The 22,664-nt window shown below is 62.0% G+C and carries 20 protein-coding genes; 3 read left to right on the plus strand and 17 right to left on the minus strand.

Translation table 11 applies throughout. The features are described from left to right. Window positions 1-42: 42 nt before the first annotated feature. The 5 genes from EXN22_RS21805 to EXN22_RS21825 form a co-directional block, all read right to left on the minus strand. Window positions 43-249, minus strand: a complete 207-nt coding sequence (locus EXN22_RS21805; RefSeq protein WP_130266006.1) for a hypothetical protein — start codon at window positions 247-249, stop codon at window positions 43-45. Window positions 250-347: 98 nt separating this feature from the next. Beyond that, complete coding sequence (locus tag EXN22_RS21810; protein ID WP_130266007.1) at window positions 348-1,676, minus strand: OprD family porin; 1,329 nt, start codon at window positions 1,674-1,676, stop codon at window positions 348-350. A 101-nt stretch (window positions 1,677-1,777) separates the two neighbouring features. Continuing rightward, a complete protein-coding gene (locus EXN22_RS21815) occupies window positions 1,778-4,939 on the minus strand; it encodes a CusA/CzcA family heavy metal efflux RND transporter (protein ID WP_130266008.1) in 3,162 nt (1,053 codons plus the stop codon). A gap of 13 nt (window positions 4,940-4,952) precedes the next feature. After that, window positions 4,953-6,164, minus strand: coding sequence for an efflux RND transporter periplasmic adaptor subunit (locus EXN22_RS21820; RefSeq protein ID WP_130266009.1), 1,212 nt, complete (start codon window positions 6,162-6,164; stop codon window positions 4,953-4,955). A 37-nt stretch (window positions 6,165-6,201) separates the two neighbouring features. Then, window positions 6,202-7,455, minus strand: a complete 1,254-nt coding sequence (locus tag EXN22_RS21825) for a TolC family protein (protein WP_130266010.1) — start codon at window positions 7,453-7,455, stop codon at window positions 6,202-6,204. A gap of 204 nt (window positions 7,456-7,659) precedes the next feature. On the opposite strand from EXN22_RS21825, the gene EXN22_RS21830 reads away from it, so the two are divergent. Both EXN22_RS21830 and EXN22_RS21835 read left to right on the plus strand, forming a co-directional pair. Continuing rightward, window positions 7,660-8,334 carry a heavy metal response regulator transcription factor gene (locus EXN22_RS21830; protein WP_130266011.1) on the plus strand — a complete coding sequence of 225 codons (675 nt, stop codon included), beginning with the start codon at window positions 7,660-7,662 and terminating at the stop codon, window positions 8,332-8,334. After that, entirely contained in the window at window positions 8,331-9,722 is a 1,392-nt protein-coding gene (locus EXN22_RS21835) for a heavy metal sensor histidine kinase (protein WP_130266012.1), read from the plus strand. The genes EXN22_RS21830 and EXN22_RS21835 overlap by 4 nt, the downstream gene beginning before the upstream one ends. An 84-nt stretch (window positions 9,723-9,806) precedes the next feature. Here EXN22_RS21835 and pdxJ read toward each other — a convergent pair whose 3' ends face one another. The 10 genes from pdxJ to rpoE form a co-directional block, all read right to left on the minus strand. Further along, complete coding sequence (pdxJ, locus tag EXN22_RS21840; RefSeq protein ID WP_407691982.1) at window positions 9,807-10,532, minus strand: pyridoxine 5'-phosphate synthase; 726 nt, start codon at window positions 10,530-10,532, stop codon at window positions 9,807-9,809. 63 nt (window positions 10,533-10,595) lie between these two features. Then, window positions 10,596-11,279: a DNA repair protein RecO gene (gene recO, locus EXN22_RS21845; RefSeq protein WP_130266014.1), complete on the minus strand. Its 684-nt coding sequence runs from the start codon at window positions 11,277-11,279 to the stop codon at window positions 10,596-10,598. Window positions 11,280-11,336: 57 nt separating this feature from the next. Next, window positions 11,337-12,239 carry a GTPase Era gene (era, locus tag EXN22_RS21850; protein WP_115085573.1) on the minus strand — a complete coding sequence of 301 codons (903 nt, stop codon included), beginning with the start codon at window positions 12,237-12,239 and terminating at the stop codon, window positions 11,337-11,339. Further along, entirely contained in the window at window positions 12,232-12,921 is a 690-nt protein-coding gene (rnc, locus tag EXN22_RS21855; RefSeq protein WP_130266015.1) for a ribonuclease III, read from the minus strand. Before rnc ends, era begins: the two co-directional genes overlap by 8 nt. Window positions 12,922-13,169: 248 nt before the next feature. Then, complete coding sequence (gene lepB / locus EXN22_RS21860) at window positions 13,170-14,024, minus strand: signal peptidase I (protein WP_130266016.1); 855 nt, start codon at window positions 14,022-14,024, stop codon at window positions 13,170-13,172. Window positions 14,025-14,029: 5 nt separating this feature from the next. Next, window positions 14,030-15,829: a translation elongation factor 4 gene (gene lepA / locus EXN22_RS21865; RefSeq protein ID WP_130266017.1), complete on the minus strand. Its 1,800-nt coding sequence runs from the start codon at window positions 15,827-15,829 to the stop codon at window positions 14,030-14,032. A 250-nt stretch (window positions 15,830-16,079) separates the two neighbouring features. Further along, entirely contained in the window at window positions 16,080-17,477 is a 1,398-nt protein-coding gene (locus tag EXN22_RS21870; RefSeq protein WP_165392288.1) for a DegQ family serine endoprotease, read from the minus strand. Between the two features lie 204 nt (window positions 17,478-17,681). After that, window positions 17,682-18,647, minus strand: a complete 966-nt coding sequence (locus tag EXN22_RS21875; protein WP_130266019.1) for a MucB/RseB C-terminal domain-containing protein — start codon at window positions 18,645-18,647, stop codon at window positions 17,682-17,684. A gap of 12 nt (window positions 18,648-18,659) precedes the next feature. Next, window positions 18,660-19,250, minus strand: a complete 591-nt coding sequence (locus tag EXN22_RS21880; RefSeq protein WP_038999040.1) for an RseA family anti-sigma factor — start codon at window positions 19,248-19,250, stop codon at window positions 18,660-18,662. Between the two features lie 31 nt (window positions 19,251-19,281). Continuing rightward, window positions 19,282-19,863: an RNA polymerase sigma factor RpoE gene (gene rpoE, locus EXN22_RS21885; RefSeq protein ID WP_010220971.1), complete on the minus strand. Its 582-nt coding sequence runs from the start codon at window positions 19,861-19,863 to the stop codon at window positions 19,282-19,284. 433 nt (window positions 19,864-20,296) lie between these two features. Between rpoE and nadB the strand changes: the two genes are divergently transcribed. Next, a complete protein-coding gene (gene nadB / locus EXN22_RS21890; protein WP_130266020.1) occupies window positions 20,297-21,913 on the plus strand; it encodes an L-aspartate oxidase in 1,617 nt (538 codons plus the stop codon). Here nadB and EXN22_RS21895 read toward each other — a convergent pair. Together EXN22_RS21895 and EXN22_RS21900 are read right to left on the minus strand one after the other, a co-directional pair. After that, window positions 21,882-22,334, minus strand: a complete 453-nt coding sequence (locus EXN22_RS21895; RefSeq protein ID WP_130266021.1) for a protein YgfX — start codon at window positions 22,332-22,334, stop codon at window positions 21,882-21,884. The two genes, nadB and EXN22_RS21895, sit on opposite strands and share 32 nt — an antisense overlap. Then, complete coding sequence (locus EXN22_RS21900; RefSeq protein ID WP_038607607.1) at window positions 22,318-22,572, minus strand: FAD assembly factor SdhE; 255 nt, start codon at window positions 22,570-22,572, stop codon at window positions 22,318-22,320. Before EXN22_RS21900 ends, EXN22_RS21895 begins: the two co-directional genes overlap by 17 nt. Window positions 22,573-22,664: the final 92 nt, after the last annotated feature.

Consider the following 22,664-nt stretch of genomic DNA (forward strand, 5'->3'; position numbering starts at 1 on the left):
ACCTTTTCCAAAGGAGCGGGGGAGCTTCTAAGGTGAATGGAGCTATTCCTTGGCGACCTGCCGGGTCGCCGTTTCAGGTTTTTCCGAGTCGGACTTGGCCACCGCCTCATCCTTCTTGCCGTGAATCTGTTCCTGGCTGAGGCGGAAGTTTTCCCAGAACTGCTTCGAACGCTCCGCTCCACCTTCGGCCAGTGCCGCACTGCTGCCCAGGGCCAATACAGCCACCAGCACATATTTGTTCAGGCTCATGTTGCTCACCTCGTGATTGAATTTCAGGACACTTCAATCTTACGTAGGGCAAGCTAACGCCAAGGTGAGCCGGACATTACAGTGTTGCAAGATTCGCCCTACAGCAAAGTCAGCGGATACTCGACAATCAAGCGCACCTCATCCAGGTCTTGCTCAAAGGCACTGGCGCGGGTGGTGGCCTGACGCAAACGCAACGACAAATCCTTGAGGTTACCGGACTGCACCACGTACTTCGCCTCGATATCGCGCTCCCAGCGCTTCTGACCGGTCAGCGGATTACCCTCGGCATCGCGGCGCATGTAGGTGCTGTTGGCGTTGGAATAGTCGATGCCACTTCCGCGCCCGTAGCGCGTCATGAAACTGAGGCCGGGTACCCCGTAGCTGGCCATGTCGAGGTCATAGCGCAGCATCCATGAGCGCTCCTTGGGCGAGTTGAAATCGGAATACTGGATCGAGTTGTCGAGGTAGATTGAATTGGACTGGCGCAAGTAATCGAAGTCGTTATCCCCCTCATTGCGTTGGTGCGACAAGGCGACTGTATGGGCGCCGTAGGTGACACCGACGCGGGCACTCCAGATGTCGTTATCGAATGAGCCCAAGCGTTGCCGGCCTTCATCCTTGGCTTTGTAGTAATTGAAACTGGTAAAGCCGGTCAGCTGATCAGTAATCGGGTACTGATAGTTGAGGCCTGCGTAAAGCTGATCCCAGGCATCCTTCAGGCGGCTGCTGTAGAGACTCAGGCTAAGGTTGTCCGTCGCCTGATAGTCACCGCCAAAGTAACCCAGCCAGGGCGAGTCGACCGGGCCACCGTAGAAGGTTACAAACCCATCTCGACGATTGCTCGACAACGGCTGACTCATGGCGTGCAAGCGTCCACCCTGCACTTTCAGGCCCGCCAGGGTGGTGTTCTCCAGAGTCCAGCCGGTAAAGCTTTCCGGCAACAGCCGTGAGTCACCGAAATGCACCACCGGCGTGGTCGGGAACACATCGCCCACTTTCAGTTCGGTATCGAACAGACGCGCCTTGAGCGCACCGCCCAGCTTGCTGAAGTTGCTGGCGGTATTGCCGTTGCGGTCCACCGGCAACATGTCGAACGAACTGCGCCCGCCGCTGCGGCCATCGCCACTGTCCAGCTTGAGGGCGAGCATGGCGTGGGCATCCAGGCCAAAACCCACGGTACCCTCGGTATAGCCCGACTCGAAACGAGCGATAAAAGCCTGGGCCCAGGCTTCGGCGTAGCCCGCCTTGCCTGTGGGAGACTCGCCCCCCTTGCGGTAGTCTCGGTTGAAATAGAAGTTACGGCTGAGCACCGTCAGGCTGCTGTCTTCGACAAAGCCCCCACCCTCGGGCTGGCTGACGGCATTGGCGGTAGCGCAACCGACCAGGGCCAATGCACCGGTAAAACAGGCTGTGGTTTTATTCCCCATCTTCAACTCCTGATTATTGGCAGTAACAAGTAAGGCGGCCGCAGAAGCGGCCGCCATGGTTATCCTGACAAGGGCTGAATAACCCGAAGATGAGCGGCGAATTACAGTTTCGTCACCTCAGGTACGACCTCCTCTTCGTCCTTGCGGTGTGCCCAGTAATACAGCGCGGGCAGCACCAGCAGGGTCAGCGCCGTGGACGACAGGATGCCGCCAATCACCACAGTGGCCAGCGGTCGCTGCACTTCGGCACCGGTGCCGGTGGCCAGGGCCATGGGGATAAAGCCCAGGGAGGCGACCAGGGCGGTCATCAACACCGGTCGCAGACGCGTCAATGCACCTTCGTCAACGGCCAGTTGCAAGGAACGCCCCTGCTCACGCAGGCCACGGATAAAGGCAATCATCACCAGGCCGTTGAGCACTGCGACGCCAGAGAGCGCAATGAACCCCACGCCTGCCGAGATCGACAGCGGGATGTCGCGCAGCCAGAGGGCAACCACACCACCGGTCAGGGCGAAAGGAATACCGGTGAACACCAGCAGGCCATCCTTGAGGTTGTTGAACATCATGAACAACAGACCAAACACCAGCAGCAAGGCCACCGGCACCACCACCTTCAGGCGCTGGGCCGCCGACTGCAACTGCTCGAACTGGCCACCCCAACGAATCCAGTAGCCGGCCGGAATGCTGACCTGGCTGTCGATCCGCTGGCCTGCTTCTTCGACAAAGGAGCCGATATCACGCCCGCGCACGTTGGCACTGACCACCACCAGGCGCTTGCCGTCCTCGCGGCTGACCTGGTTGGGGCCCTGGACCAGGTCCAGTCTGGCCACATCGGCCAGGGTGATGAAGCCGATCTGGCCATTGCCCGCCGCGCTGGCAGGTACTGGCACCAGCAACTGGGACAGCCCTTCGATATCGGTGCGCAGGTCATCGGACAGGCGCACGACCATGTCGAAACGCCGGTCGCCCTGGTACAAGGTACCCGCCTGGCGCCCTCCCACCGCCACCGCGATGGTGTCCTGTACATCGCCGACATTCAGGCCATAGCGTGCAGCCTTGTCCCGATCGACCTCGATGGTCAGTACCGGCAGCCCGGACGTCTGCTCGACCTTGACCTCCGAAGCACCGGGCACTGCCTGCAAGGTGCTGGCAATCTTCGTCGCCGTACTGTTGAGCACCGCCATGTCATCACCGAACACCTTCACCGCAACATCACTGCGCACCCCGGAGATCAGCTCGTTGAAACGCAGCTGGATCGGTTGCGACAGCTCGTAGTTGCTACCCGGCACCCGTGCACTGGCGCGCTGGATATCGGCAATCAGCTGCTCGCGGCTCTTGCCCGGATCCGGCCACTGCTCCTGGGGCTTGAGCATGACGTAACTGTCGGAGATGTTCGGTGGCATCGGGTCCGAGGCGATTTCGGCAGTGCCGGTACGGCCAAACATCCGTTCGACTTCCGGCACCTGGCTGAGCACACTCTGCTCCAGGCGCTGCTGCATCTGCACCGACTGGCTCAGGCTGGTGCCGGGCACGCGCAAGGCCTGCAAGGCGAAATCGCCCTCGCTCAGGCTCGGCACGAACTCACTGCCCATGCGACTGGCCAGCACACCCGAGAGCAGCACAGTGATCGCGGCGAGGGCGAAGGCCAGCGGCCGATGGCTCATGACCCACTTGAGCAGCGGTGCATAGCCGCGTTTGGCGCTGCGCATCAGCAGGTTCTCGTCTTCCTTGACCTTGCCGGTGACGAACAGGGCGATGGCGGCCGGCACGAAGGTCACCGACAACAACATGGCGCCCAGCAAGGCGATGACCACGGTGAAGGCCATCGGGTGGAACATCTTGCCCTCGACCCCGCTCAGGGCAAAGATCGGCAGGTACACCACCATGATGATCAACTGGCCAAAAATCAGTGGCCGACGGGCTTCACGGGCAGCATTGAAGACTTCGTGCAGGCGCTCGGAGCGGGTCAGCAGGCGGCCGTGATGCTGTTGGGCATGGGCCAGGCGGCGAATCGCGTTCTCGACGATCACCACCGCGCCATCGACGATGATGCCAAAATCCAGAGCCCCCAGGCTCATCAGGTTGGCGCTGACCTTGTTGCTGAACATGCCGGTAAAGGTGAACAGCATCGACAACGGAATGACCATGGCGGTGATCAGCGCCGCACGGATATTGCCCAGGAACAGGAACAGAATGACGATGACCAGGATTGCGCCTTCGATCAGGTTCTTCTTCACCGTGGCGATGGCCTTGTCGACCAGGTTGGTACGGTCGTAGACGGTGACCGCACTCACCCCTTCAGGCAGCGAACGGTTGATCTCCAGCAGTTTCTGCGCCACCGCCTGGGACACCGTGCGGCTGTTCTCGCCGATCAGCATGAACACCGTGCCCAACACCACTTCGCGACCGTTCTCGGTCGCCGCGCCGCTGCGCAGTTCACGGCCGATACCCACCTCGGCAACGTTGCGCACGCGGATCGGCGTACCGTCGACGTTGGCCAGGACGATATTGGCAATATCATCGATGCCGGCCAATTGCCCCGGAGCGCGAATCAGCAACTGCTCGCCGCGGCGCTCGATGTATCCCGCACCGACGTTGGCGTTGTTACGCTCAAGGGCGGTGAGCAGGTCGTTCAAGGTCAGCTTGTAGGACGCCAGCCGTTTCGGGTCCGGAGCAATCTGGTATTGCTTGGCGAAACCACCGATGGTGTTGATCTCCGCCACCCCACGCACGTTGCGCAGTTGCGGCTTGATGATCCAGTCCTGGATCTCGCGCAGGTCGGTCGGCGTGTAGGGGCTACCGTCAGCCTTGCGCGCATCGTCGGCGGCTTCGACGGTCCACAGGAAGATCTCGCCAAGGCCGGTGGAGATTGGCCCCATGGCCGCTTCAACGCCCTCCGGCAACTGCTCGCGCGCCTGCTGCAGGCGCTCGTTGACCAGTTGCCGGGCGAAGAACAGATCGGTGCCTTCCTGGAAAATGACCGTCACCTGCGACAGGCCTGAACGCGACAGCGAACGGGTCTGTTCCAGCCCCGGCAAGCCGGCCATGGCCGTTTCAATGGCGAAGGTAATGCGTTGCTCGGTTTCCAGCGGCGAAAAGCCTGCGGCCTGGGTGTTGATCTGCACCTGGACGTTGGTGATGTCCGGCACGGCATCGATCGGCAGCTTCTGATAGCTGGCAACTCCCAGCCCGGCCATCAGCAGCACCGCCAGCAGCACCATCAGGCGCTGCTCGATGGCAAATTGTATGAGGCGTTCGAACATGTGAGTTCCCCGGTCAGTGGGCGTGTTCGGCGCTGGCCTTGCCCAGCTCCGACTTGAGGATGAAGCTGCCCTGCACAGCCACTTGCTGGCCGACCTGCAAGCCTTCGCGGATCTCGACAAAGCCGTTGGCGCTGGCGCCCGGCTCAACCGCCTGGGCCATGAAACCCTGGGCGGTGCGCACGAACACCGTGGGCTTTTCTTCCAGGGTCTGCAGGGCCTGGTCCGGCACGCTCAACGCGGCGGCATACTGCTCGGTGGGAACCTGCACGGCGACGAACAGGCCGGGCCGCCAGGCGCCTTGCGGGTTGTCCAGGGTCACACGCACCGCAGCGGTACGGGTCTGCTCGCCGAGCAGGCTGCCGACATGAGTGACCGTGCCGCTGACCTGCTGGCCCAGTTCACTGGCGACAATGTTCACTTGCATACCAGCGCGCAGCTTGGGCAGGTCACGGGGCGCCACACCGAAGGTCGCCCAGACCCGCGACAGGTCCGAAAGCGTGAAGGCAGCACTGGTTTCATTGACCACCTCGCCCGGCACCAGGTGCTTCTCGACGATCTGCCCGGCAAAGGGGGCACGCAACTCATAGCGATTGCCGCCGGCCAGGACCACGCTGCCGCTCAGGGCGCTGATCTTCTGGCGGGCGTTGGCCAGGGCAATGTCCGCTTCCTGCAAGGCTTGGCGGGCTTGTTGATAATCCTGCTCGGCGGAGATTCCCTCCTGCCACAGCGCCTTCTCGCGCTGATAGGTATTGCGCGCCAGTTCCAGACGGCGCTGGCTGGCGGCCAGTTCACTGCGCTGCTCGGAAACCTGCGGGCTGGCGATCACTGCCAGCAGATCGCCGGCCTTGACTTGCTGGCCCAGCACCACGGCGACCGACTCGACCACCCCGGCAGCCCGTGGTACCAAGTGCGCGGTACGGTCTTCGTCGAAGCGGATCTCACCGGGCAGCGACAGGTTGCGTTGCAACTGGCGCGGGCCGACGGCGGCCAGTTCGATACCCGCCAGGTCGATCTGCTCCTGGCTGAGGGTCAGCGCGCCCTCTTGCTCGTGACCCTCTTCAGCTTTTTCCGTTTCGCCATGTTCTTCTTCCTCGTGATCGCCTTCGGCATGGGCATGGGCGGACGCAGGGGCGGCAACCGGCCCGCCCTGGCGCGCCAGCAGCACGCCCAGGCCCAGGCCGAGCAGCAAGGCCGCGACCAGCAGCGTGATGGACTTCTTGTTCATGGAGGTTCCTCTGCAAATAATCGGGTGGAGGTCGCGCTCAGCGACTGGCGAGGCTCAAGTCGCCGAAGATCCGTTCCAGGCGCGCTCGCGCCTCGCTGCTCTGGGCCTGGGCCTGCAGGTATTGCAGGCGCGCTGCCACCAGGGTGCGCTGGGCATCGAGCACATCGAGGAAAGCGAACTTGCCGCGCTCGAAGCCGCGGGTGGCGGCATCCAGCGCCTGCTGTGCGGCAGGCAGGATCGAACGGTCGAAGGTCTGCACCTCCTGGGCCGCCGTACTCCACTGAGTCAGGGCCTGGATCACTTCACTGCGCAGGCGCAGTTCGGCGCCATTGCGCTGGTCGCGAGCCTGGTCGGCGCGCCGGGCGGCGGCCAGGACATTGCCCTGGTTGCGGTCGAACAAAGGAATGGGCAGCGACAGCCCGACCACATTGATGCGCTCACGGTCGGTTTCGCTGTACTGGCTGCCGACACTGACGGTGAGGTCGGGAACACGCTGGCTGCGGGCCAGGCCCAGCGCCGCTTCACGCTGATCGATCTGCAGGCGGGCCAGGCGCAAATCGGCGGTCTGCTCCAGACGATCGAGCAACAGCGTGCGGCTGGGTATGTTGCTATCCGGCGCCAGCCCCCCCTCAACCCGGGCGAACTGCACCAGCGGCGCGCCGGTCACCGCCGCCAGTTGCTGGTAGGCAATGGTCAGTGTTTGCTCGGCACGACTTTGCTCCAGACGCACCTCGGACAACTGCACCTGGGCGCGTGTCGCCTCGACCGGCGAGGCACTGCCGGCCTTGACCCGGCCTTGCACCACTTGCAGTGCTCGCTTGCCCAGGCGCACGGACTGCTCGGCCAGTTGCAAGCCTTCCTGGGCTTGGGCTGCAGCCTGGAAGGCGCCGATTACCTCGGCGCGCAGCACATTGCCCTGGCGCTCCAGCTCCAGCGCCGCAAGCTGTGCATCGCGGTCGGCAACGTCAAGGCGCGCACCGCGCTTGCCGCCCAGCTCGAACATCTGGCTGACGCCGATGGTGGTGGTCTGCGACCTCTTGCGGGTGTCTTCCACTTCCCAGCTCAACACGGGGTTGGGCAGCACGCCAGCCTGGCGCCGTTCGCCTTCGGCAATGTCGATGCCCCAACGCGCAGCGGCAAGCTCGGGGTTGTTGTCGCGAGCCGCCTGCAGCGCCGACTCCAGGGTCAATACGCGCGCTTGCGCCAGGGCCAGCGATGGCAAGGCGAGCAGCAACAGCGCCAGAAATATCCGACCAGGGCCTATGCCTGGCCGATTCAGGGTGCAAAACATGGCGAACTCCTACGCCGTGATCGGAGCCCGCACTCTAGTAATTGGGGTTTATCGCCAAGATGACTCAAATGTTACAAATCTGTAATCCAGGCAAACCCTGGGCGCAGATGGCTTAGTATCCGCCACTCAATGCCTTTCAGCGCTTGACCTTGTATCTACTTCAGGGTTGAGAATCAGCGCCTTTCACTGCCAACGAGCTCTCCCATGCGTCTACTGATTGTCGAGGACGAACTGCGCACCGCCGAATACCTGCAGCAGGGACTGCGCGAGAACGGCTACATCGTCGATTGCACCCATACCGGCGCCGATGGCCTGCACCTGGCACGCCAACAGGCCTATGACCTGGTCATTCTCGACGTCAACCTGCCAGAGCTTGATGGCTGGACCGTGCTGCAGCGCTTGCGCGCCGAGTCCAGCACCCGAATCATGATGCTCACCGCCCACGGCCGGCTGGCCGACCGGGTCAAGGGCCTGGACCTGGGCGCCGACGACTACCTGCTCAAGCCCTTCGAGTTCCCCGAACTGCTGGCCCGCATCCGCAGCCTGTTGCGGCGCAATGACCAGGCGCTGCAACCGAACACCCTGAAAGTTGCCGACCTGGAACTGGACCCCAGCCGTCACCGTGCCTACCGCAGCGACCAGCGCATCGACCTGACCGCCAAGGAGTTCGCCCTGCTGCACTTGCTGATGCGCCAGAGCGGTGAGGTGCTGTCGCGCACGCAGATCATCTCGCTGGTCTGGGACATGAATTTCGACTGCGACACCAATGTCGTGGAAGTGTCGATCCGTCGCCTGCGGGCGAAGATCGACGACCCCTTCGATGCCAAGCTGATCCACACCTTGCGCGGTGTCGGCTACGTACTCGAGGCCCGCGAATGAAACCTGCGCGCCTGTCACTGCGCCTGGGCCTGAGCGTCAGCCTGATGGGCGCAGCGCTGGTGCTGCTGCTCGCCTGCCTTGCGGTGTTTGCCCTGGACCATGAGCTGGACAGCCGGGCGCGCAAGCACCTGGCCAACAAAATGGTGCAGATCGAACACAGCCTGACGATTGACCTAAAAGCCGCCGACCTGAGCACGCCGCTTCACCCGTTGCTGGATGTGGTCATGGGCCACGACAACCTGAGCCTGAGCATCATCGCCCTGACCGGCCGTCATTCGGCCTTGCTGACCCTGGGCCCGGCCCTGGAAGCCAATGCCTTGCTACAGATTGAAAGCGGCCCGCAGCTGGCTTTCAGCCCCTGGCGCGATCAGGCCGGCGAGCACCTGCTCACCGCCTCGCGGCTGATGCACCTGCGCGACGGCACCCCGGTGCGAGTGTTACTGACGGTCAACCGCGCCGACGACCATGCCCTGCTCCAGGCCTACCTGGGCTCGACCCTGTGGGCTCTGCCGCTGCTGCTGGTGCTGATTGGCCTGGGTGCCTGGAAGCTGGTTCAGCGCGGGCTGCTGCCGCTGCGGCGTTTTCGCCGCGTCGCCGAACAGGTGTCGGCGCAAACCCTCAGCCACCGCCTGCCCGAAGCCGGCCTGCCACAGGAGCTGGGCGACCTGGCGGGGACGATCAACATCATGCTCGATCGCCTGGACGATGGCGTGCAGCGGCTTTCACAATTTTCCGATGACCTGGCCCATGAACTGCGCACTCCCATCGGCAATCTGATGGGCAAGGCCCAGGTCACCCTCAGCCGCGAGCGCTGCAACGACGAGTACCGCGAAGCGCTGGAAAACAGCATCGAAGAACTGACCCGGTTGAACCGCATCATCAACGACATGCTGTTCCTCGCCCAGGTCAGCCAGCCCCAGACGCAGGTGCCGCTCAAGCCGGTGGTACTGGCCGATGAGGTAAAACGGGTGTGCGAGTTGTTCGAGTGCAATGCCGAGCAGAAGAGCATTGCCTTGCGCGTGCAGGGCTGGGGCACGGTGATGGGCGAGCGCTTGATGGTGCAGCGAGCGCTGTCCAACTTGCTCAGCAATGCCATCCGCCATGGCGATGAAGGGCAACCGATTGATATTGGCATTGAGCGCCGGGACGGATCGGTGTGGGTGTCGGTAGCCAATCGCGGGCCAGGCATTGCCCAGACGCATTTGCCGCATCTGTTCGAACGTTTTTACCGGGTGGGCTCGGGGCGCTCGCGGCTGGAGGGCGGGACCGGCCTGGGGCTGGCCATCGTGCGCTCGATCATGCAGGTGCATGGAGGGCGGGTTGAGGTGCAGAGCGAATTGCAGGGGGTGACGCGGTTTAGCCTGGTGTTTGCCGATCGGGCTGGCTGATAGGGCCTCATCGCGGGGCAAGTCGGATCGCCGCACCGCCGCTCCCACATCAACCTGTAGGAGCGGGCTTGCCCCGCGATGCTTTTACTTGCTGCTGGCCGCCAGAATCAACGCCTTCATCTCGGCCACCGCCGACTTGAAGCCAACGAACAACGCATGGGCCACCAGTGCATGGCCGATGTTCAGTTCATTGATACCCTTGATTGCCGCCACCGCCTCGACGTTATGGTAATGCAGGCCATGACCGGCATTGACGATCAGGCCCTGGCCCAGGCCAAAGGCGACGCCATCGGCCACGCGCTTGAGCTCTTCGGCCACCTCGCTCGGGGTTTGCGCATCGGCATAACGGCCAGTGTGCAGCTCGATGGCCGGCGCACCGACGCGGCGCGAGGCTTCGATCTGGCGCTCGTCGGCATCGATGAACAGCGAGACTTCCGACCCCAGGCGCGACAGGCGCTCGACCGCGGCCTTGATCCGCGCTTCCTGGCCGGCGACATCCAGGCCACCTTCGGTGGTCAATTCCTGGCGGGTTTCCGGTACCAGGCAGATATGCGCCGGACGAATGCGCTCGGCAAACGCCATCATTTCTTCGGTGACACCCATCTCGAAGTTCATGCGCGTCTGCAGCACGTCCTTGAGCAGCAGCACATCACGCTCCTGGATGTGCCGGCGGTCTTCGCGCAGATGCACGGTAATGCCATCGGCACCGGCCTCTTCGGCGTCCAGCGCGGCCTTGACCGGGTCCGGGTAGCGGGTGCCACGCGCCTGGCGCAGGGTCGCCACGTGGTCGATGTTCACGCCGAGCAGCATGCGGTTGCTTTGAGTCACGAAGAGGCTCTCCTGAAAGTTGAGCCACACAGCATACGACGTTGTTCAGCGCTTGCGAAACAGTTCGCGACTGACCAGCGGCCGTGCGCCCAGATGCACGGCCAAAGCCTGGCGCATCAGGCGCTTGGCCGCGCTCAGAGCGCCCGGAATATCCCAGTCGGCATCGGCCATGGCCAGCAGCTCGGCGCCGTTGAACAGCCCCGGCTGCAGCAGGTAGACCCGTTCAAGCCCGGCATCGACCTGCAAGCGGTACAGGCCATCAACGGCCAGCGGGTCGCCGTTGATGTCCTGATCGAGCGCAAAGGCATAGCCCAGCTCGTCCAGCAGGCGCCATTCAAAAGCCCTCAGCAGGGGTTCCAGCGGCCGTCCCGCGGCCAGGGCCTGCAAGGTCGCGGCATAGTGCTCGAACACCACCGGATGAGGGTCTTCAGCCGGCAGCAGGCGAATCAGCAGCTCATTGAGGTACAGCCCGCTGAACAGCGCATCGCCATGCAACCAGGCAGCCACGCCGACACTGTCCAGGCGGCCGACATTCTTCAGCTCGCCGCGCCCGCGAAACTCGACCTCAAGCGGCACGAAAGGCCGGACCTGGCTGCCCGCCTTGCCACGGGCACGGCGCATGACCGCGCGCAGGCGCCCTTGCGGGGTGAGAAAGTCAACCAGCGCGCTGGTTTCACGGTAGGCCCGGCTGTGCAGCACGTAAGCCGGTTGGCCAACTGGCAGATCCATGAGCGGCGCTTCAGAAGAGGTTCGACCCGGCAGCGGACGCCGCCGGGCCTGGAGCGATCAGAGGTCGCCGTAGCCCAGCGAACGCAGGGCGCGCTCGTCGTCGGACCAGCCACCCTTGACCTTGACCCAGAGGTTGAGCATGACCTTGGCGTCGAACAGCACTTCCATGTCCTTGCGCGCCTCGGAACCGATGCGTTTGATCCGCTCGCCCTTGTCGCCAATGATGATCTTCTTCTGGCCGTCACGTTCGACCAGGATCAGCGCATGGATGTGCAGGATCTTGCCCTGCTGCTTGAACTCTTCGATTTCCACGGTGATCTGGTACGGCAGCTCCGCGCCGAGTTGACGCATGATCTTCTCACGCACAAGCTCCGCGGCCAGGAAACGGCTGCTGCGGTCAGTGATCTGGTCTTCCGGGAAGAAGTGATCGTTTTCCGGCAGGTGCTTGGCGATCAGGCCTTCGAGCGCTTCAAGATTGTGACCCTGCTGGGCCGAGATCGGCACGATTTCGGCATTCGGCAGCTGCTCTTGCAACCACTGCAGGTGCGGGATCAGGTCGGCTTTCTCTTCGATCCGGTCGGTCTTGTTGATCGCCAGGATCACCGGCCCCTGCACGTACTGCACGCGCTCCAGCACCAGCTGGTCTTCGTCGGTCCACTTGGTGCGGTCAACGACGAAAATCACCACGTCGACGTCCTTGAGGGCGGCCGAAGCAGTTTTGTTCATGTAGCGGTTGAGCGCCTTTTCGTTGCTCTTGTGCATGCCCGGGGTATCGACGTAGATCGCCTGGACATCACCCTCGGTCTTGATCCCGAGCATGTTGTGGCGAGTGGTCTGTGGCTTGCGCGAGGTGATCGCCAGCTTTTGCCCGAGGATGTGATTGAGCAGGGTCGACTTGCCCACGTTCGGGCGGCCGACAATGGCGACATAGCCGCAGCGGGTAGTGTTGGTATCAGTCATTGCCATTCTCCACGCCCAGGGCGATCAGTGCTGCGGCGGCCGCGACTTGCTCGGCGATACGCCGGCTGACGCCTTGCCCTCGGCTTTTTTCAGTCAAAAGGGTCACTTCGCATTCGACGAAAAACGTCCGGCAATGGGGTTCACCTTGAATATCCACCACTTCGTAGCGCGGCAGTTCGCAGGCCCGCGACTGCAAGAATTCCTGCAGACGGGTTTTCGGGTCCTTGTTGGTATCGACCAGGGTCAGGCTTTCGAATTCGCCCGCCAACCAGGCCAGCACCCGCTCACGGGCGGTTTGCATGTCCGAGTCCAGGTAGATGGCGCCAATCAACGCCTCCAGGGCATCGGCAAGGATCGACTCGCGACGGAAACCGCCGCTCTTGAGCTCGCCCGAGCCCAGACGCAGGTAGTCGCCCAGGTCAAAGCCACGGGCCAGTACCGCCAGGGTCTCACCCTTGACCAGGCGTGCGCGCAAACGCGACAGCTGACCTTCGCGGGCCTGGGGGAAACGCTCGAACAGCGCTTCGCCGGCGACAAAGTTGAGGATCGCATCGCCGAGGAACTCGAGGCGTTCATTGTTACGCCCGGCAAAACTGCGGTGCGTCAGGGCCAGCAGCATCAGCTCCTGGTTCTTGAAGGTATAGCCCAGCTGACGCTCGAGGCGGCTCAAGGAAACGCTCACAGTGTACCCACGCGCAGTTCGTGGTCGAAATTCAGGCCAGGCGCCAGGGCGCAAGGCTCACACTTTTCAGCTCGGTACGCCGCCATCGGGGCTACCGTCGGGTTTAACGCGTTGTTCAAATCAACATCCTGAAAGACTGTTTGGTTCATGCTCGCTGGCCGCGATGCCCGGTTGAATCGCAAGATCCCTGAACACAGCCTATGCCAGAAACGCATTCGGCGCTGTCCCAGGACAGCGCCGTTATGGTGTTACTTGATCAAGCCGACCCGCGACAGGTTGGGGAAATGGCTCAGTTTCGGCTCTGGCCAGCTCATCCAGACCGCGAAGGCCTTGCCGACGATGTTCTTGTCCGGAACCATGCCGTGCAGTTCCTTGGGGATGTTGGGGTCATCCCAGTAACGGCTGTCGTTGGAGTTGTCGCGGTTGTCGCCCATCATGAAGTAATGGCCGGCCGGGACCGTCCATTGCTGATCAGGCGGCATGCGGTAGCGGCTCATTTCCTTGCGGATCAGGTGCTCGGCTGCACCGAGCTTTTCCTGATACAACTCGGCGCTGCCCAGGGTTCCCGGCTCGCTGCCCACCAATTGCTCGGCAATTGCCTGGCCGTTGACGAACAGCTTCTTGTCGCTGGTGTAGCGAATCTCATCGCCCGGCAGGCCTACTACACGCTTGATGTAGTTGACGTTCGGGTCGCTCGGATAGCGGAACACCATGACATCGCCACGCTGCGGGTCACCGATTTCGATGACTTTCTTGTCGATCACCGGCAAGCGAATCCCGTAGGAGAACTTGTTTACCAGGATGAAATCGCCCACGTCCAGGGTCGGCTTCATCGACCCTGAGGGGATCTGGAACGGCTCGATCAGGAACGAGCGCAGCACCAGGACAATGAACAGCACCGGAAAGAACGATTTACCGTACTCGACCAGCAACGGTTCCTTGTTCAGGCGCTCGACCACGGCCATTTCAGGCTGGCTGACGCTGCCCTGATAGGTGGCGATTGCCGTGCGCCGGCGCGGGGCCAGGAACAGCAGGTCGACCAGGGCCAACAGACCGCAGACGGCGACGGCGATGACAAGCAACAGCGGGAAATTTAGTGACATAGGACCTAACTATCCAACCTGAGCACGGCGAGGAAGGCTTCCTGTGGAATCTCCACGTTACCGACCTGCTTCATGCGTTTCTTACCGGCCTTCTGCTTCTCCAACAGCTTGCGCTTACGGCTCACGTCGCCACCGTAGCATTTGGCCAGCACGTTCTTTCTGAGCGCCTTGACAGTGGTACGCGCAACAATCTGCCCGCCAATGGCGGCCTGGATTGCCACATCGAACATCTGCCGAGGAATCAGTTCCTTCATCTTCTCGGTCAATGCGCGGCCCTTGTAGTGCGCATTGTCGCGGTGCACGATCAGCGCCAGGGCGTCGACCTTGTCACCGTTGATCAGTACGTCGAGCTTGACCAGGTTAGCCGACTGGTAGCGGTCGAAATGGTAGTCCAGCGAAGCATAGCCGCGGCTGGTGGACTTCAGGCGGTCGAAGAAGTCCAGGACCACTTCGTTCATCGGCAGATCGTAGCGCACTTGCACCTGCGAGCCGAGGAACTGCATGTCGCGTTGCACGCCGCGTTTCTCGATGCACAGGGTAATGACGTTACCCAGGTGCTCCTGAGGCACCAGGATAGTCGCCGAAACGATCGGCTCGCGGAAGTCTTCGACCGACGAGACATCCGGCAACTTCGACGGGTTGTCGACGTAGATGGTTTCGCCGGTCTTGAGCTTGACCTCGAAGATTACGCTTGGCGCAGTGGTGATCAGGTCCAGGTCGTATTCGCGCTCCAGGCGCTCCTGGATGATCTCCATGTGCAGCATGCCGAGGAAGCCGCAACGGAAGCCGAAGCCCAGGGCATCGGAGCTTTCCGGCAGATATTGCAGCGACGAGTCGTTCAGGGTCAGCTTCTGCAATGCATCACGAAAATCTTCGAAATCTTCGGAACTGACGGGGAACAAGCCGGCATAAACCTGCGGCTGAATGCGTTTGAAGCCTGGCAGCACCTCGACCTCGGGGGTCGTGCTCAGGGTCAGGGTATCGCCCACTGGCGCACCGTGAATGTCCTTGATGCTGGCAATGATGAAGCCTACTTCGCCGGCCTTGAGGTCGGCGGTCTGGGTATGTTTGGGGGTGAACACACCGACGCTGTCGACCAGGTGGATCTTGCCGGTGGACTTGACCAGGATCTTGTCGCCCTTCTTCACCCGGCCGTGACGTACACGCACCAGGGAGACGACGCCCAGGTAGTTGTCGAACCAGGAATCGATGATCAGCGCCTGCAGGGGCGCCTCGATGTCACCGGTAGGGGCTGGGATGGTGTGCACCAGGCGCTCGAGCACCTCGTCCACGCCCATGCCGCTCTTGGCACTGCAGGCCACGGCGTCGGTAGCGTCGATGCCGATGATCTTCTCGATCTCGTCCTTGACCTTGTCCGGGTCGGCCTGGGGCAGGTCCATTTTGTTCAACACCGGCATGACCTCAAGGCCCTGCTCGATGGCGGTGTAGCAGTTGGCGACCGACTGGGCTTCGACGCCCTGGCCGGCATCGACCACCAGCAAGGCACCTTCACAAGCCGCCAGGGAACGGCTGACTTCGTAGGTGAAGTCGACGTGGCCCGGGGTGTCAATGAAGTTCAGCTGGTAGGTTTTGCCGTCCTGCGCCTTGTAGTGCAAGGTGACGCTGTGGGCTTTGATGGTGATACCGCGCTCACGCTCCAGGTCCATGGAATCGAGTACCTGGGCTTCCATCTCACGCGCAGACAAGCCACCGCACATTTGAATGAAGCGGTCGGCCAGGGTCGACTTGCCATGGTCAATGTGGGCGATGATGGAGAAATTGCGGATATGACTCAAATCACTCACGGGTCAACACTCAAAAAGGCTGCGGGCCGGACGCCCACCGAAAAATAGCCGGGAATTGTACCTGAAGCTTGACGTTGGCGTCACGTGAACTGTGGGCACTACGACCGCAGGATAAGTTTCCATCACCACCGAGGGTAAGAGCGGGCTTGCCCCGCGATGCGATGTGGCTGACAGAATGCAATCGCGGGGCAAGCCCGCTCCTACAGCTCAAAAAAAGGCAGCCTAGGCTGCCTTTTTTGCTCAACCCGGCTTACTCAGCCAGTTTGAAGGTGATGAAGCTGGCACGCCCCTGACGCAGGACACGCATGGACACCGAACGGTTCTTCGGCAGTTCCTTGGCGATTTCAGTGAACTGCTTGGCCGAGAGGATCGCCTGGTTGTTCAGGTGGCTGATGACATCACCCGGACGCAGGCCGATCAGCGCCGCCGGACCATCCTGGACTTCCTTGATGACCACGCCGCCCTTGAGCTCAAGGGTTTTCTTCTGCTCTGCAGTCAGATCGGACACCGACACACCCAGACGGTTGCTGCTGCGCTCGACGCCGCCAGTGAGGTTGCTGGCGATTTCGGCGTCGTCATCCGGCAGTGCACCAATGGTGATGTCCAGCGACTGCCGCTTGCCACTACGGATGATGTCCAGCTTGGCCTTGGCACCATCCTTCAGACTGCCAATCAGGTGTGGCAAGTCGGCAGACATGACAATCGGCTGACCGTTCATGCTCAGGATCACGTCACCCACCTGCAAGCCACCCTTGGCCGCCGGGCCGTCTTCCAGAACCTGGGCGACCAGGGCACCGGCCGGTTTATCGAGGCCGAACGATTCAGCCAGGTCCTTGTTGACCTCCTGAATCACCACGCCCAGCCAGCCACGGCTGACCTTGCCGTCTTTTTTCAGTTGGTTGGAAACATCCAGGGCTACGTCGATCGGGATGGCGAACGACAGGCCCATGAAGCCGCCGGAACGGGTGAAGATCTGCGAGTTGATACCCACTACCTCGCCGTTCATGTTGAACAGTGGGCCACCGGAGTTACCCGGGTTGATGGCCACGTCAGTCTGGATGAACGGTACATAGGTGTCGTTAGGCAAGGTACGGCCCTTGGCACTGACAATGCCTTTGGTCACCGAATGATCGAAGCCGAACGGCGAACCGATAGCCAGCACCCACTCACCTACCTTGAGTTTCTCCGAATCGCCTAGCTTGACGGTCGGCAGGTCCTTGCCTTCGACCTTGAGCAGGGCGACGTCAGTGCGCGGGTCGGTGCCGACCAGTTTGGCCTGCAACTCGCTGCGGTCCGACAGGCGGACGATGATTTCGTCGGCGTCGGCGACCACGTGGTTGTTGGTCAGCACGTAGCCATCACTGGAGATGATGAAACCCGAACCCAGCGATTGCGCCTCACGCTGACGATCACCGCGCGGCGAGCGCGGGGTCTGCGGCATATTGCGCTCGAAGAACTCACGGAACATCGGCGGCAGGCCTTCGAGGTCGGGCATTTGCCCGGCGGCGTACTTGCGGTCCGGCAGTTTCTGCTTGGTACTGATGTTCACTACAGCAGGCGAGGCCTGCTCGACCAGGGTGGTGAAATCCGGCAGGGCTTCGGCCTGGGCGGTGAGCACCTGACCGAGCATGAACACGGCGGCGAACATCGATAGGTAGGTTTTCAAGCGTGGTATTGACATACGGCTCCCGTCACAACGAGCGTGGTTAGCAGTAGGGACCTGCAGAAGCAGGAAAGGCCAGCCCCCGAAAGGACTGACCTATAGAAAAAATCTGGAGTTTTTGCAAATTGCAAAGCTTGCCAATCATGTCAGCCAAGCAATCCTCGCACTGTCAGCTTCATTGCCGGCGTCTCATTTCTTTGCCTGAGCATCCTGGGCGCGCATGGACAGCGCAATGCGTTCGGCGGTGCCGATGGGGATCTCGCCGACTACGGTGACCATCATTTCGCCCCTGGGCGTGGTCAAGCGCCGCGAGACGGCCACGGTCGGGCCAAGCTGGGTGCGGATGTCAGCTGCAGTACCTTTATCCAGGGCTTCGACGAACACCGAGAAACGCGCCAGGCCATCGTCGTACATCAAGCTGCTGACGGTGCTCTTGTTCTGCGAGTCCTTGCGCACGGAGCTCGTCACCAACTCGAAACCCGGCGGCAGCCAATCCGAACGCCAGTCTGTGACTGGTTGTGCTGATTGCGCCGCTACCTGTGAGAGCGACTTGCAGCCAGGGCTGCCCTTGAGGTCGTTATCGTCTGGCGCCTGGGCAGTATCCAGCCGAGTGAACTGGAAGCGCTCAAGCAAACGCCCCTTGTCATCGAGCATCAGCGATTTGAGCGGCAACCCGGTCTCACGATCCAGGTGCAACTCGAAGGCATAACGGTGTTGATCACGCGGGGTCAGGGTGACGATCACCGCTGCGCGGTCTGCCACCCTGGATTTGCCGGCGACCCCGAGGTCGTACCAGCTCATCAGTTTCAAAGGATCAAGCACTCGCGCCGTAGGCTCCGGCGTATTGGCCACTCCCGCTTCCAGGGCTCCGCTCACGCACTGGGTGCGCCCATCGACACGCACGACTTCCTGGGCAGAACCATCGAGCTGCAACAACCGCTCGCTGACTTTGCCGCTCTGGACGCGATGCCAGATGTCGTGGGTGGAGAAGCTACCGTTACGCTCGTAAACGAAAGTACCCTGATAACTCTGCTGTTGCTCGGCCTGGGCCAGACGCTTGAGCCAGTCACCTGCCTCCGGAGAGGAGTTGGCGGCAAGGGCCGGCACCGTCAACCAGCTACCCAGCAGCAGCGGTATGAGAGGTAGCGCGCGCATGATCCTCCTTACTTAACGATTTTCCAGGCTGGCTGCACGTGCGTACGGCAGAGCGCTCTCGGTTCCTTTGAGGGCTGCTTCCTGAGCATGCTGGCGCAGGTAGCCAGGCAGACGCTGGTCGTGCCAGCCGGTTTGCCCTTGCAGCACGCCATTGGCCATCGGGCCTGGCTGTTCTGCACTTTCACTATAGCCTGCCAATACGGCCGGGCCTTGCGCTTGTGGCAGGCTCAGGCCTTGCTGTGCCGGTTGCTGGGCGGCCAGCTGGGCACCGCTGATTTCATCCTGGTTGTACAGGCGCACACCGGCCAGCACCGCGACGGTCACCGAAGCGGCGACGGCCAGGCGGCCAAGGCTGCGCCACGGGCCACGGGAGACCTTGGCGGGTGCGGCTTCGTCGGCCAGCGCTGCGGATACGGCCGATGCGATATCCAGCTGTGGCAGTACCAATTCCTTGTGCATCGCTGCACGGGCAACCTGGTAACGCGACCAGGTGGCACGGGTTTCAGGGTCGTCGACGGCATTCAATACCCGACGTAACTCCAGCTCGTCCGCTTCGTTATCCATCACCGCGGACAGCGATTCCTGCAAAGCTTCACGACTCATGGCGGTTCCTCTCTTGGCTGTCGCCGCTGTCTCAGGTTTCCTGCAACAACGGCTGCAGGGCTTTGTCTATGGCCTCCCGAGCGCGGAAGATTCGAGAGCGCACGGTACCCACCGGACACTGCATGACGCTCGCAATGTCCTCGTAACTCAGACCATCGAATTCACGTAAAGTTAACGCCGTACGTAAATCTTCTGGCAGTTGCTGGATGGTCCGATGGACGGTGCCTTCGATCTCATCTCGCAACAACGCGCGCTCGGGGGACTCCAGATCCTTGAGGCCATGATCGCCGTCGTAAAATTCCGCATCCTCGGAACTTACATCGCTGTCCGGTGGCCGCCGACCGCGGGATACCAGATAGTTCTTTGCCGTGTTGATGGCAATGCGGTACAGCCAGGTATAAAAAGCGCTGTCTCCGCGAAAATTACCAAGCGCGCGGTAAGCCTTGATGAAAGCTTCCTGCGCAACATCCTGGGCTTCATGGGTGTCGTGAACAAAACGCACGATCAACCCGAGAATCTTGTGCTGATACTTCAGCACCAACAGATCGAACGCTCGCCTGTCGCCACGCTGCACGCGCTCGACAAGCTGCTGATCCTCTTCCTGGGTTAGCATGAATACTCCTCAGTGAACTCGAAGGAGCGTTGCAAATGCCACCGTTCAGGCTTGCAACCATAGACTCGGGCTTTTCGCAAAAGTTCTCCCCTCCAAGCAAGTTTCCTGCGGCCCTTGGTCGGCTCGCACGAAAAACGCAGCACGGTCACGGCCGGCTGCGTCGATAATCGGGTCTCGAATACGCAAACAGTGCCTCCAACGGGCGCCTGCCGTGCGTCGCCGCGGCATTTGTGGCGTGCGGGCATCCTTCTATGGATATCCGTGCATCACGGAAAGTTCCCACAAAAGGCCACCAAGACTGCACAAGCGCCATTGGAAATCAGGGCCTTGGGGCTGTTATAAAGGCAGCCGGCCCAGATTCACGATAGTTTCACAATGCCATAAGCGCCTGACTATTGTGCCGATCCCCCCCTTCAGATACTAGTGTCCTGACATGAGCCAACAATTCCAACATGATGTTCTCGTGATCGGCAGCGGTGCCGCCGGCCTCAGCCTGGCCCTGACCCTCCCCGGCCACCTGCGCATCGCCGTGCTCAGCAAGGGCGACCTCGCCAACGGCTCGACGTTCTGGGCCCAGGGCGGCGTGGCCGCGGTGCTGGACGATACCGACACGGTGCAATCCCACGTCGAAGACACCCTCAATGCCGGTGGCGGGCTGTGCCATGAAGACGCTGTGCGCTTCACCGTAGAGCATAGCCGTGAGTCGATTCAGTGGCTGATCGACCAGGGCGTGCCCTTCACCCGCGACGAACACGCCGGCGATGAAGAAAGCGGCTTCGAGTTCCACCTGACCCGCGAAGGCGGCCACAGCCATCGGCGCATCATCCACGCCGCCGATGCCACGGGCGCGGCAATATTCACCACCCTGCTGGCCCAAGCGCGGTTGCGGCCCAATATCGAGCTGCTGGAGCAGCGGGTGGCGGTCGACCTGATCACCGAGCGGCGCCTGGGTCTTGACGGCGATCGCTGCCTGGGCGCTTATGTGCTGGACCGCAACAGCGGCGAAGTCGACACCTTCGGCGCCCGCTTCACCGTGCTGGCCACCGGTGGCGCGGCCAAAGTCTACTTGTACACCAGTAACCCCGACGGTGCTTGCGGCGATGGCATCGCCATGGCCTGGCGCGCTGGTTGCCGGGTGGCCAACCTTGAATTCAACCAGTTCCACCCGACCTGCCTGTACCACCCCCAGGCCAAGAGTTTCTTGATTACCGAAGCCCTGCGTGGCGAAGGCGGCCTGCTCAAGCTGCCCAATGGCGAACGCTTCATGCCGCGTTTCGACCCGCGCGAAGAACTGGCCCCACGCGATATCGTCGCCCGCGCCATCGACCATGAGATGAAGCGCCTGGGGGTCGACTGCGTCTACCTGGACATCAGCCACAAACCGGCCGAGTTCGTCAAAAGCCACTTCCCCACCGTTTATGAACGCTGCCTGACCTTCGGCATCGACATCACCCGCCAGCCGATCCCGGTGGTGCCAGCCGCTCACTACACCTGCGGCGGGGTGATGGTCGACGAGCAGGGCCTGACCGACGTACCGGGCCTGTATGCCATTGGCGAAACCAGCTTTACCGGCCTGCACGGCGCCAATCGCATGGCCAGCAACTCGCTGCTCGAATGTTTTGTATACGGGCGCTCGGCTGCCAACGACATAGTCGCCCGTCTCGACCAGGTCGAAATGCCCCAGGCGCTGCCCTGTTGGGATGCAAGCCAGGTCACCGACTCTGACGAAGACGTGATCATCGCCCACAACTGGGACGAGTTGCGGCGCTTCATGTGGGACTACGTCGGCATTGTGCGCACCAACAAGCGCCTGCAGCGTGCCGAGCACCGGGTGCGCCTGTTGCTTGACGAAATCGACGAGTTCTACAGTAACTACAAGGTCAGCCGCGACCTGATCGAGTTGCGCAACCTCGCCCAGGTGGCCGAACTGATGATCCGTTCGGCCATGCAGCGCAAGGAAAGCCGGGGCCTTCACTACACCCTGGATTATCCGAGCATGCTCAGTGAGGCCTGCGACACTATCCTGCAGCCACCCACCTACGCCGACTGAACTTCAGGCGCACGCGCAGGCGTCGGTGCTGCACCGGCTCCAACGCATCGAAGGCAATGCACTGGCCTTCGCTCAAACACCCTGCGGGCCGGCGAAAACGCAGCACCACCAAACCTGGCAGGGCCAGGCTGTCGGGTTTCAATCGCACCGGCTGCCAGCCCTGGCCGCGACTGAACAACTGCCAACCGAGGGCATCGCGGCGCAGTGCAGTAATGGCATTGGGATGCGTCAGCAGAATACGCCGGGGGATAATCCAGGCGCCGTGCAGCAGGCACAGGGCGATGGCCGCCAGGCACAACCACAAGGGCAGTTGCAGCAGGCTCAGGGCCAGCAAGGCCAGCAACTGGCTGGAGAGGTACGCCACCAGCAGGGCCCTTGAGCCCTGCCAGTGACATTCGAAGCGTTCACTTGGGCTGGACACGGTCCAGAATAATGCGAACCATGCGTTGCAGCTCCGGGTCTTCGGACTCGCTACGCTCCATGAACCAGCCGAACATGTCTTGGTCTTCGCAGCTCAACAAGCGCTTGTACAGCTCGCGATCGGCTTCGCTCAGGGTCGGGTAGACCTCCGCGCTGAACGGGACCAGCAAGACATCGAGCTCGAGCATGCCACGGCGGCTATGCCAAAAGAGCCGGTTGAGTTCAGTTTGTTCGACCATGAAGCCCTCCTAAAATAGGCCGCCAGTATACAGAGCCAGCGGCCGAGGGGCACACGACGTTGGTCCGGACATGTGAGCAAATAATGACAGAG

It is taken from the genome of Pseudomonas tructae, assembly GCF_004214895.1.
GTDB lineage: Bacteria > Pseudomonadota > Gammaproteobacteria > Pseudomonadales > Pseudomonadaceae > Aquipseudomonas > Aquipseudomonas tructae.

What these genes read in the sequence shown, in the direction of transcription:
- EXN22_RS21805 (WP_130266006.1), bottom strand. Translation starts at nt 249, where the DNA reads ATGAGCCTGAACAAATATGTGCTGGTGGCTGTATTGGCCCTGGGCAGC.
- EXN22_RS21810 (WP_130266007.1), bottom strand. Translation starts at nt 1,676, where the DNA reads ATGGGGAATAAAACCACAGCCTGTTTTACCGGTGCATTGGCCCTGGTC.
- EXN22_RS21815 (WP_130266008.1), bottom strand. Translation starts at nt 4,939, where the DNA reads ATGTTCGAACGCCTCATACAATTTGCCATCGAGCAGCGCCTGATGGTG.
- EXN22_RS21820 (WP_130266009.1), bottom strand. Translation starts at nt 6,164, where the DNA reads ATGAACAAGAAGTCCATCACGCTGCTGGTCGCGGCCTTGCTGCTCGGC.
- EXN22_RS21825 (WP_130266010.1), bottom strand. Translation starts at nt 7,455, where the DNA reads ATGTTTTGCACCCTGAATCGGCCAGGCATAGGCCCTGGTCGGATATTT.
- EXN22_RS21830 (WP_130266011.1), top strand. Translation starts at nt 7,660, where the DNA reads ATGCGTCTACTGATTGTCGAGGACGAACTGCGCACCGCCGAATACCTG.
- EXN22_RS21835 (WP_130266012.1), top strand. Translation starts at nt 8,331, where the DNA reads ATGAAACCTGCGCGCCTGTCACTGCGCCTGGGCCTGAGCGTCAGCCTG.
- pdxJ (WP_407691982.1), bottom strand. Translation starts at nt 10,532, where the DNA reads ATGCTGCTCGGCGTGAACATCGACCACGTGGCGACCCTGCGCCAGGCG.
- recO (WP_130266014.1), bottom strand. Translation starts at nt 11,279, where the DNA reads ATGGATCTGCCAGTTGGCCAACCGGCTTACGTGCTGCACAGCCGGGCC.
- era (WP_115085573.1), bottom strand. Translation starts at nt 12,239, where the DNA reads ATGACTGATACCAACACTACCCGCTGCGGCTATGTCGCCATTGTCGGC.
- lepB (WP_130266016.1), bottom strand. Translation starts at nt 14,024, where the DNA reads ATGTCACTAAATTTCCCGCTGTTGCTTGTCATCGCCGTCGCCGTCTGC.
- EXN22_RS21870 (WP_165392288.1), bottom strand. Translation starts at nt 17,477, where the DNA reads ATGTTCGCCGCCGTGTTCATGCTCGGTCAGGTGCTCACCGCCCAGGCC.
- EXN22_RS21875 (WP_130266019.1), bottom strand. Translation starts at nt 18,647, where the DNA reads ATGCGCGCGCTACCTCTCATACCGCTGCTGCTGGGTAGCTGGTTGACG.
- EXN22_RS21880 (WP_038999040.1), bottom strand. Translation starts at nt 19,250, where the DNA reads ATGAGTCGTGAAGCTTTGCAGGAATCGCTGTCCGCGGTGATGGATAAC.
- rpoE (WP_010220971.1), bottom strand. Translation starts at nt 19,863, where the DNA reads ATGCTAACCCAGGAAGAGGATCAGCAGCTTGTCGAGCGCGTGCAGCGT.
- nadB (WP_130266020.1), top strand. Translation starts at nt 20,297, where the DNA reads ATGAGCCAACAATTCCAACATGATGTTCTCGTGATCGGCAGCGGTGCC.
- EXN22_RS21900 (WP_038607607.1), bottom strand. Translation starts at nt 22,572, where the DNA reads ATGGTCGAACAAACTGAACTCAACCGGCTCTTTTGGCATAGCCGCCGT.